The 11,364-nt window shown below is 45.5% G+C and carries 4 protein-coding genes; 1 reads left to right on the top strand and 3 read right to left on the bottom strand.

Going from position 1 to position 11,364, the window contains the following annotated elements:
* Positions 1 to 391: 391 nt before the first annotated feature.
* Positions 392 to 961, top strand: coding sequence for an RNA-binding protein (locus tag QT992_RS31925; RefSeq protein WP_333342392.1), 570 nt, complete (start codon positions 392 to 394; stop codon positions 959 to 961).
* Between the two features lie 288 nt (positions 962 to 1,249).
* Here QT992_RS31925 and QT992_RS31920 read toward each other — a convergent pair whose 3' ends face one another.
* From QT992_RS31920 to QT992_RS31910, 3 genes are all read right to left on the bottom strand, one after another.
* A complete protein-coding gene (locus QT992_RS31920) occupies positions 1,250 to 2,257 on the bottom strand; it encodes a tellurite resistance TerB family protein (protein ID WP_333342391.1) in 1,008 nt (335 codons plus the stop codon).
* Between the two features lie 164 nt (positions 2,258 to 2,421).
* On the bottom strand, positions 2,422 to 9,411 hold the full coding sequence (locus tag QT992_RS31915; protein WP_445305805.1) for a CHAT domain-containing protein: 6,990 nt from the start codon (positions 9,409 to 9,411) through the stop codon (positions 2,422 to 2,424).
* Between the two features lie 1,088 nt (positions 9,412 to 10,499).
* Positions 10,500 to 11,063 (bottom strand): REP-associated tyrosine transposase, encoded by a 564-nt coding sequence (locus tag QT992_RS31910; protein ID WP_333322697.1) that lies wholly within the window; start codon positions 11,061 to 11,063, stop codon positions 10,500 to 10,502.
* Between the last annotated feature and the right edge of the window lie 301 nt (positions 11,064 to 11,364).

Below are 11,364 nucleotides of genomic sequence, written 5' to 3'. Positions count from 1 at the left end.
GCTAACTTTACCCCAGAAATGGGAGTTTGGGGCAACCATTCCCCAAAAATCGGAGAGGTTGCATAAAATTCCCTCTCAGACCCCGAAAGGGGATTTAATTCAATGTAAAGCCGTCCTATAAGGACGGGGCTTCAGACCCAGTTTTTTGGTGATGACTAAAAGTTTACACAACAACCTGAGATTTAAAAGCTCTCTGCATCGGCGGTTAAGTTCCGGCCTTATCAGAGTAAATCATCTTTTTGTTCTAAAAGGTGGGGGAGCTGTCAAGGTTGGTGGGAGGAATGCGCCAATTTTCGGGTTATGTGGTGTTTGCCTGAAGTCAATATTCAGTTGAGTTCAGGTAATTCTGTTCGAGCAAATTAATTAAAATCCAAGTCGGGAGGAATTTTTCATGTCTATTCGTCTTTATGTTGGCAATCTACCGAAGGAACTCGATCGCCAAGAATTGCAAGAAGTTTTTGCACCGGAGGGCGAATCTGTTACCACAAAGGTAATTACAGACCGCAAAACTGGAAAATGCAGAGGATTTGGTTTTGTGACGGTGCTAACCGACGAACAAGCCGACCAAGTTATTGAGAAATATAACGGCTTGATGTTCAAAGAAAACCCGCTGAAAATAGAGAAGGCACTGCCCCGCTCTAAGGGTAAATCTGAAAAGGGCGATGAAGATCAGCAGCAGTCGTCGCCGCAGTCACCGCAGTTGGTGTCGGCATCGGCGTCGCCGTCGCTGCCTGTCCCTGCGCCGCAGCAACAGCAACGCTCGTCGGCTCCCCCTAGTCAAGGTGGAGGCGCCTCCAGCAAAAGCAATCGCCGTCGGGGTGACAACAACAAGTCTCGCCGCAATCAGTCAGCAACAACGGTGTCGAGCGCTGATTCGGGCTCGGTGCAGCCAGATCCGCGCTGGGCGAGTGCTCTGGAAGAACTCAAGCAAAGATTGGTGGAAGCTCAGACTACTAATTAGTCAAAAATGGCGGCTAATTGCTGCTGTCTCTCGACTTTGGTTGACTGAATGTATCTGGAAGTGCGATCGAGAATGCGTCAAAAAACCCTGTTCTCGATCGCACTATAATTTATTGCAAAAAAACCTGTAATATCATGTCCTATCAATTACCATTAATATGGTAGGGGCGGGTTCACCAACAATACCCGCCAATAATTGACAATCTCAAAAACCCGCCCCGGCCGGGTTCTTACGGTCAATCGATCGCACCAGTCCCAATTCTTTAATCGAAAAAGGTATAAGTCCTCTTTATTCGATCGGCCCGAATTCGATTGTCTCAATAAAGTCAAAAATCTTGTTCATAATTCCCTCAACTTCAGACTCCAGGGAACCCAATTCATTCCCCTCCTGATAAATGCGCTGACAGCTTACCGTGTAGCAAAAATCGTCAGCAATAAAAGCCATAAGTCCCCGGTAAGCATCCAACCGAGTCAGAGGGCGATCGTTTTCTTGCACGCTGATAGTTGCACCCGCAGGCAAATCTAAAACCACGAAATAAGCTTCTTCATCTTCTAAATATTCCGCGTGGAGTAACTTAGAATTGGGAACATTAGCAAGAATTGCCTGAGAAACAAAATTGTCGAGAAAAGACTTGAGATAACCTTCCTCGCCAACCGACTCGATTGTTTCTTCCACTTCACCAGCAACAGGGAAATAATCTATTTTGAGCAAAACGCCAAAGTCGTCAGAAAATGCGACACAGCTTTCTTGCTCATCAATTTTACCGCCTCGTTCCTCGTCAACGGGAATGGGAACGCTAAAATTGCCTTCAGGAGATACGTACCATGCCGCATCGAAATCAGACTCTTCGCCCTCCACTTCCGAGTAAGCAGCAATTACATCCTCAATAATTTCTGCAGCTTCCTCGTCTTCCACACCTAATGCTTCCTGGAATTCTTGGAGAAAAGCCTGGTGCTTCTCAGAGATTTCGCCATCTCCGACAAACATTGCTGCGGTTATTGCAAAAGTATCCAACACTAACTCATCTGGCATAGATTCGCAAGCAGTATTAAATAATGCTCCTAAACCGTCTTGGGCGACAATACCGGCGAGTCTTTGAAACATTGCTGACATATCATCTTCCGAGTATTCAGCAAATATTTCTGATTCCCAAAGTATGCTTTCTAAGATATCAGCATCCGTATCAGGGGCATTTGCCTCGGCTGCGACAAGTGCTACCGCTGCTACAGATTCTTCTAAAGTCAAGCTTGCTTCGGATTGGTCTTCTGAATTGAATATTTTATCAAACTTGCCCACAGGTTTTGCCCCGCTAGTGTTTAGTTTTGCTATTCATAGCAAATATATGGCATAAAAAGATAGTAGTCAGGGATACATTTACTTTTTGCAAAATCCCGCCAGTCAATGTAGGGTGCGTCTAGCCTTACACCTTACCACTGGTGAATATCAAATCTCCAATTAACTTACCAAGGACTGCCAATTATTGTGAATCCGGCCCAAAAGTTCGGGTGAGAGAAATCTGCATTTGCTACTTGTGTGGCTTGATTAATGTCGATCGCGCCTTGAGTTCCCCGCAATTGACCGTCTTTTACTACAATTTGTTTGTGGATCATTGCCAGTTGAGCTTTTCTGAGCGCTTCAGCTTTTATTGGCGCCGATCGCAAATTGCCATAAAACTCGGTCATCAACGCCAAAGTGCCGATATCATTAACTTTCCACAAACTCGCCAAAGCTGATTTTACACCGCTGCGGACGGCCAGTCCAGCAAATCCCATTTCTGCTGTATTGTCGCCGATCGCAGTTTGGCACGCACTCAGCACTAATAATTCTACTTGTCGGCGATGGTACCACTTCGCCGACCTAAATTCATCCAGCGCCAAAGAGCTGTCCCACAAATCAATCTCAGCTTCTTTTCTTCCATTTTCCCCTGGAGGAAAACTGGCGTGAGTAGCTAAGTGAACGATTCCAAATGCCTGTTGTTCTCGCTGTTTTCTCAGGTTTTGCAGGGTAAATTCTTGATTGAGAAAAGAGCGACCTTGCCACAAGGGAAATGCTGCTGGATTTTGCGTTTCTGTTCTCCTCCCGGCGATCGCAGATAATTCGAGCGGCACCGCAGCCAAACGCTCTTTCTGGGTGTGTGGAAACTCTGAAGCACCCATTGCTAAAACTTGAGCGTTTTTCAAACTTTGATACTTTGTGTTACTGAGGCTGACACTGGGAATTGAGCCGAGGCTGTACTTTTCTACTAGAAATTGCTTGCCGTCGTGCAAAGCGGATAGTGGCAGTTGGCGCAAACCTGCATCGAATGAAAAAATTAGCGTATCAATATTTAACGATTCCAATTCTTTAGATATTGGTGCAATTAACCATTGGTAAAGTTGCTGCGCGTTTTCCAAATATGCTGTATCTTGGGAACTTTGTGGCTGTGCCAAATAGCCCTGAAAAAGATTCACAGTTTTTAGCAGTGTTTTGCTGTTAACCGGCGCTTGTTTGAGAATAGGAGGCCCGTCGGGAACTACTAACACTAGCGACACTTCTTTGAGCCGGACGATCGCGTAAACAATTACAGCTTGCTTCCCGGTTTCCTCCTTAATTGTTTTGAGAGTTTCTCTTAGATATTGAACGTTGATTTTTTTATCTGTGAAATTTTCCCCATAATAATTTTCGTAGTCTTGTTCAAAGAGTTGGTCAATTAGAGCAACCGCATCATTAGCATTACCTTGCTCTAAAGTTTGTTCGACGAGCGACCTGCTAATTTGTGAGGGAAAGATATTTGGGATATCTGCGGGTAAGGGATTTTCTGCGATCGGAGGGGGAGTGGGAGTTGGTGCGGGAATTGGCGCTGGTGCGGGGGCAGGAGTTGGAGTTGGGGCTGGTGTTGGTGCGGGCGCTGGAGTTGGTGCTGGTGCTGGTGTTGGTGCGGGTACTGGATTAACGGGAGGTGATTCTATTTGCGGCAGAGAGATTTGGGGAATATTTGCCAACCAATTAGTAGGGTTTTCAGGAGGTTGTTCTGGAGGAGGCGTCTCGGCGGGAGCGGGATTTAAGACTATGTATCCGTCGGGTTGTTCGGTGGAAGAAGCGCCAAGCTGCGGCGGGTTTTCGGGAGGGTTTTCTGAAGCTGGGATAAAGGTAAGATTGGGTGTTTCAACAACGGGCGGTATGTCGATCGATATTTGTCGATTATTTTCTAGTTGAAAGCCAACTCTGGTATTTCCAGTTTCAGGATTTAGCTCGAAAGAAGTTTCAGCACCCAATAAATCGCCAATTAAAAAAGCTAAATTTTGTTGGGGAGTCTGGCTGGGGCTGACAGCGGGCGCGGGTACGATCGCACTTGCGGGCGCGGGTACGATCGCACTTACAGGCGCGGGTACGATCGCACTTGCAGGTGCTGGCTGAATTGGAGCTAAGGGCTGGGTTACGGAGGCAATAGGGGCTGTGGGCGCGGGATTTGGTGCGTTTGAAGGTTTGGGGGCGATCGCAGGTTGAGTGGCGAGGGAGGAGTTGATTTGGGAAACAGAGGGAAGGGTAGGCCTCGAAGCTATGCGGGCAGCAGCGTTTGGGGTTGTGGGTGTTGAGGGCTGTGTGGGGCGCGCGCGGGGTGGCAGTACGAATGAATCGGGCAATTGAGGTAGTCGGAAGTCGATGGGAAAACCAGGTATCGGATCGGGTGTTGCCGAAGGTGCGATCGAAGTTTGGGGAATTGGGGCAGGTGGGATAAATATTTGGCGAATTGGGAAAGGTGCGATCGAGCTTTCGGGAGTTGGGGATGGTGCGCTCGAGCTTTCGGGTGTTGCCGAAGGTGCGAGGGGTAAACGCGGTGGGAGTTGCGGTGGGGGTGTGGGTGCGGGCGCTGGAGTCGGTGTTGGGGAAGGCGCTGGAGTAGCTGCGGCTGTGGGTGCGGGCGTTGGAGTAGCTGCGGCTGTGGGTGCAGGCGTTGGAGTAGCTGCGGCTGTGGGTGCGGGCGTGGGAGTAGCTGCGGCTGTGGGTGCGGGTGTTGGAGTAGCTGCGGGTGTCGGTGCGGGCGTTGGAGTAGCTGCGGGCGTTGGAGTCGCTGCTGGTGTGGGTGCAACTATTGGCGGCGGTACGGAAATAATTTGAATGCGATCGACATCCTGTCTGTGAGTATAGAGATATTCGCGATCGGGCAAAATTGTTTGAATAGGATTAGAATTTCCCCTAGTAATTGCACCCGCCGTTCCATTTATGGCAGAATCACCGACAATAAACGGCGTTAATCCTGCGCCTCCGTGGCGGATAATTATAGTACCGCCGCTGCTATCTCCAGCATTTCCAGCGGTAGAAATGCTAGCATTGATGCCGTTTCTGTCTGTGAACGAATTTAGCGATCGAAAAAACCTTCCCATCTGAATCTCAACATTTCCGCCGGTACCGCTGCCGAGACTTTGAGCATTAATTTGATTCACAGTAATATTGCCAGAATTGCTGCGGTTATAGGCCGTGACATTCCCTGCGTTCATCTGCGCCGAAGAGTCAATTTTACCAACAGTAATACTTCCGGTAGCGTCGAGCAAGATACTGCCGCCATTACCAGCAGACGAGGTATTGATATCGCCCGCAGTAATATTAGTTCCAGCATTCAAATCGATATTGCCGCCCGTGTTAGGGGAAGTCGCATCAAGATTTTTTGTTGTGATTTCTCCGTTCTCACTAAACAAAGAAATTCCGGTCGGTGAGATAATATTTTTGGCGGTAATATTATTCGTAGTAATAATGTTAATTGCAGCGGAACTTTCGGGGATATCATCTTGAATATTGACGCTGTTGAGGGGAGCAACACTGCCCACAGCACCACCAAAGTCCACACTTCCGGCATCGGGTTGAACAGTCAGACTGTAAGGCCCGTCAACTGTAGACTGAAAAGTAATATCGCCCGTCTCTAAAATTTTGACCGACAGGTTATCACCTAATGTTACCGGAGCGTCAAAAGTAATGTTATTGCGGTTAGTTGCGATCTTGCCCTTGGCAGTAATAGAATCATTTGCCTGGACATCAATATTGCCACCAGTCACAGTAATACTGGGAGCGAAAGTGCGGGAATTAATATCAGATGTCGAAACAGTTCCGCCAGCATTTATGGTGATATCTCCGCCTTTACCCTTGGCCGCAGCGGTAATAATTGGGCCGGCAGTTGTGTCGATATTACCGCCGCTTTGAATGCGAAGATTTCCGCTATTGGCGTTGAAGCCGCTTAATAATAGGGCGCTACCAATTCCTGCCGTACTGATGTTGGTGCCAGCTTCGAGGGAAATATTACCGCCGTTGTTGCCGCCGATCGCGTTAATGATTCCTGCCGTAGTGTCGATCGCGCCGCCGCTTTTAAACGTGATTGAGCCGCCGTCTTGAGTACCACTGGCTTGAATACCACGAGTAGTAATGTTGCCAGTGCTGGCGGTAATATTAACACTTCCACCCTGCAATTTTCCGCCAGAATTGACATTACCTATTTGAATATTACCGTTAATCGTAGATAGAGTAATGTTGCCACCATTCCCATTAGGAGAACGAGTCGATAATAAATCTAAGCTATATCCTGGTATTTCACTTGGTGTTTCTATGCCATTCTTAGCTTGGAGGTTGATATTGCCAGCATTGCCACTAATATTAGCTTCGGTATTGAGAATGCCTGTGCTAATTTTACCATTCATGCTAGTGAGGCTAATATTACCGCCGCCAGTATCACCTGGTATGTACACGCCTGAAATGCTTAGAAGATTAATATCGCCATTAGCCAAAATGGTTACATTACCGCCAGTACCCTTGCTGTCAGATCGGGCATCTATGGAGCCAGCTACTGAGTTTGCCGATCCAATAGAGATCGCACCTCCACTTGAAAGAAAAATATTACCAGGAGTATTACCAATTGTATCGATCTGACCGGGAGAAATTATAATGTCACCATTGGTAGTCTTGAGGGTAACATTCCCACCCGTTGGGCCTTGAGGGCCACCAGCGCTGATGCTATTCCCAATAAGATTAATTCCATTACCAGCCTCCATAGTTATATTACCACTAACACCATTACGAGAATCGGAATTAACACTCCCTTTTAAGCTAAGGCTCTTATCACCTATCAACGTTATTGCCCCACTATTTTGCAAGGCAGATGAACCAATGCTATTAGTAGTAATATTGCCGCCCGCACTGAGATTAATTGCGCCACCTCTGTTAGTTGAAGTGAACAAGGAACTTTGCAACTGACTTGTAATGATATCGCCCTTAGTGTTGGTAATATTAATATTTCCACCCTGCAATATACCAAAAGTATCTACGCTACCAATATTAATATTTCCATTAGTAGTAGATAAAGTAACGTTGCTGCCGTTGCCGTTACTAGAAGTACCCGCGATAATTCCTGTTGTCGGTGTTGTAATGCCGGTGCTGGCTTGAATTGTAATATTTCCAGCAGCGCTATCGCCCGTTGTATCGATCGTTCCGATATCGATTGAACCGCCGCTCGTAAGTGCGATCTGCCCGCCGTTTTGATTCGCCTTTACATTGAGATTGCCAGTCGTAATAGTGCCACCTGCATTCAAAGTAATATCGCCGCCCTTCTTGAGATTGCCCAAACTAAGTCCAGTAGAAAGTGTACCTGTAACGATGTTGCCTCCAGCAGTTAAAGATATTATACCACTACTATCATCCATTGTCTGACCTGTATTAATACTTCCTGTTTGAATGTTGCCTTTGGCTTGCATAATTATAGGGACTGTATTATTTAAAGTAGGACTATAAGCCGCAAAATATCCTGTTTGAATGTTGCCGCCAGATTGTAAAATTACCGCTCTAGAACCGCCCCAAATCAATTCATAATCCGTAGGAGGGCTACCATAAGCTGTAGCGGTAGAGGTAATTGTTATATTTCCATTAAAAATAATATTTCCCGTACCCGAAGTCGTATCTATTTTGATAGATGGACCTATATAAGTTCCCGAAATAATAATGTCACCTATAGCTTGCATAATTACAGGCCCTGCGTTCTTGGTTAGAGAGATATAAGTATCAATACCTCTTGTTTGAATCTTGCCGCCAGATCGCAAAATTACCGCTTGCGAAGTACGCAGAATAAATTCATCCGTGCCGGGAGTACCGCTAGTAATATTTGTGTCTGGACTCGTAATACTTATATCTCCATTAAAAATAATATTTCCCGTACCCGAAGTTGTATCTACCTTAAGGGAAGCCCCCGTATATCCTCCAGAAGTATAATCATTAGGCTGCGTAAATATTGGATCGTACAAACTGGTAAAATTAGCAGGTTTGCCCGAACGATCGAGAATTGACATATTATTGCCACTGCGAAAGTGAGCATCTGTAGATATGATGCCATCACTCACTAAAGTCAAATTTCCACCGCTGACAAATGGCGTTTGTGAAAGATGATTCAGCGCCAAAATATCGATACTTTGATTTCCCCGAATATACAGATTGCCGCCAGCATTCGCCACAAACGGATTTGCCACACTATCGCGCACCCGCACAGTATCGTCAGCCAGCAAATTCAAATCGCCCGTTGTACGCAACAGACTTTCAACTAATGTCAAATTGTGATTAGCTGACAGCGTTGCAGTCTCCGCACTTACTTCTTTAGCAGCGACATCTCCATTCTCTACCTGCAAACCAGAACCAGTTAATTCTATTTGCCCTCCAGCATTGACTGTCACCCCCGTTGCACTTCCACCGCCACCAGTCAACAACTGCGGCAAAAATGCAACTGGCAACACCCAATTTTGAGGCAAACTCCCCGCGACAGATTGCGGTTGAATCTCCAAACTTAACAGATTTCCCGGTTGACTAATTCTGACTAAACTCTCACCCGGAACCGCCGCAACAGTAATATTTCCTCCCGGTGCAGAAACTTGTCCCGTACTCAAAACCGTGCCGCCCAATAAAGTTAAATTTTGCCCTTGTCCCACTGCCAAATTGCCTAAATTGATAATTCCCCCCGGCTGTGTATTTGTAAAAGCAAAAGTATTAGGATTTCCGACTAATTGAGTATAATTATTTGTACCAGCCGCACTAAACCAGTTATTGCCAAAACCGAGGCCCGTCGCAGTAGTCGCAGTGAAAGCACTAGGCACGTTCAAACTGGCATTTGTTCCGAAAACAATCCCCGCCGGATTCATTAAAAATAAATTGGAATTGCCGCCCGTTATTTGAATTAATCCGTTAATCAGCGAAGCATCGCCGCCGACAACTCGCCCTAAAATATTGCGGATATTAGGATTAGATATAAAATTGGCAGTTTGCCCTTGAGTTAAACCAAATTGCTGGAAACTGTGAAAGAGATTTGCACCGTCGCTTGATTGTTGGCCGCCGTTGATGTTGAATTGGTTGCCAGTGGGAGTAATTTGAGTATTCGTGCCGTCGGTTGCGGGGGTGATTTGGGCTGTGGCTGTTTGGGATGCGGGAAAAAGTCCTATTTCCCACATTGCTAAGGTGGTGAAGGAGAGGAATGTTAGGAAAAAGCGCGGTTTTTTGTGTGTGGATTTCATGGTGTTTTTAATATATGTTATGATGAGCGTCAATTCACCTACCAATAAATTACAATATCACAATCCCGTAGGGGCGGGTTCACCGAAATATATGACACCCAACGACGGATATTAAAAACCCGCCCCCACCCCACCCAAATATTAATAATTCATTGAATTTAACCCGGTGGCGGGGATGTTGTTTGGGGTAATTGGTTGGGTGCGGGCGGGTTTATTAAAATTGTTTTTGGGTGACAAAATCCCTGGCGAACCCGCCCCTACGAATTTTGGTTATTGCGATCGTAGATTCATCAACAATAGATTATAATATCACCATCCTGTAGGGGCGGGTTCACCGAAATATATGACACCCAACGACGAATCGTAAAAACCCGCCCCCACCCCACCGAAATATTAATAATTCATTGAATTTAATCATATAAATTGATGTTATTTGGTGTGGTTGGTTGGGTGGGGGCGGGTTTATTAAAATTGTTTGTGGGTGACAAAATCCCTGGCGAACCCGCCCCTACGAATTTTGGTTATTGCGAGCGTAGATTCATCAACAATAGATTATAATATCACAATCCTGTAGGGGCGGGTTCACCGAAATATATGACACCCAACGACGAATCGTAAAAACCCGCCCCCACCCCACCCAAATATTAATAATTCATTGAATTTAACCCGGTGGCGGGGATGTTATTTGGGGTAATTGGTTGGGTGCGGGCGGGTTTATAAACATTATTTGTGGGTGACAAAATCCCTGGCGAACCCGCCCCTACGAATTTTGGTTATTGCGATCGTACATTCATCTACCAATAAATTACAATATCACAATCCCGTAGGGGCGGGTTCACCGAAATATATGACACCCAACGACGGATCGTAAAAACCCGCCCCCACCCCACCCAAATATTAATAATTCATTGAATTTAACCAGATAAATTGATGTTATTTGGGGTTATTGGTTGGGTGCGGGCGGGTTTTTACAGATTATTTGTGGGTGACAAAATCCCTCGCGAACCCGCCCATACGAATTTTGGTTATTGCGATCGTAGATTCATCAACAATACATTTTTGTTATCTAATTTAATATTAATTTTATTGGAATTGTAAAATTTTTTAGATGGGTGCATTTCATCGGTTTCCCATTTATACGGATTGTTGATAATATATTCCTGAATTTTTGCAAAGGTTGTCTCATTACGAATAATATGTTCATAATAACCCCTTTGCCATACAGGGATTCCTGAAACACGACGCAGTTGATTGATCCGACTGGAAGAAAATGTTTTCAAGCCTCTCACAATTTCCGATAAGCCGTGACGTTTATCCAGATTTTTTATGAGGATGATTCCATGAATATGATTCGGCATAATCACAAAAGAATCTAATTCAATATGAGGATATACTGTCTTGAGATTAAACCAATTAAAGTCAACCACTTCAGCGTAACGGCTTAATAGCATATTCCCTTGTTCTATGTCACCTAATAAACACTGACGTTGCCAGATACAAATTGTCACAAAATATGCACCTGGTTGGCTATAATCATATCCTGGTAGACGAATAGAACGGCGATGATGGATATCGGGATTGTATTTCATATTTTTTTTGTAATCAATACAATATCGAATATTATATCACAATCCTGTAGGGGCGGGTTCACCGAAATATATGACACCCAACGACAAATCGTAAAAACCCGCCCCCACCCCACCGAAATATTAATAATTCATTGAATTCAACCCCGTGGCGGGGATGTTGTTTGGGGTAATTGGTTGGGTGGGGGCGGGTTTATAAAGATTATTTGTGGGTGACAAAATCCCTGGCGAACCCGCCCCTACGAATTTTGGTTATTGCGATCGTACATTCATCTACCAATAAATTACAATATCACAATCCCGT

Source organism: Microcoleus sp. T3_D1 (assembly GCF_036700405.1).
GTDB lineage: Bacteria > Cyanobacteriota > Cyanobacteriia > Cyanobacteriales > Microcoleaceae > Microcoleus.
Note: the sequence above shows the minus strand (reverse complement) of the source record. Positions and strands in the feature narration are given on the sequence as shown.

Excerpts from the sequence above, each read along its gene's own strand:
- QT992_RS31925 (WP_333342392.1), top strand. The coding sequence starts at position 392 with ATGTCTATTCGTCTTTATGTTGGCAATCTACCGAAGGAACTCGATCGC.
- QT992_RS31915 (WP_445305805.1), bottom strand. The coding sequence starts at position 9,411 with ATGTGGGAAATAGGACTTTTTCCCGCATCCCAAACAGCCACAGCCCAA.
- QT992_RS31910 (WP_333322697.1), bottom strand. The coding sequence starts at position 11,063 with ATGAAATACAATCCCGATATCCATCATCGCCGTTCTATTCGTCTACCA.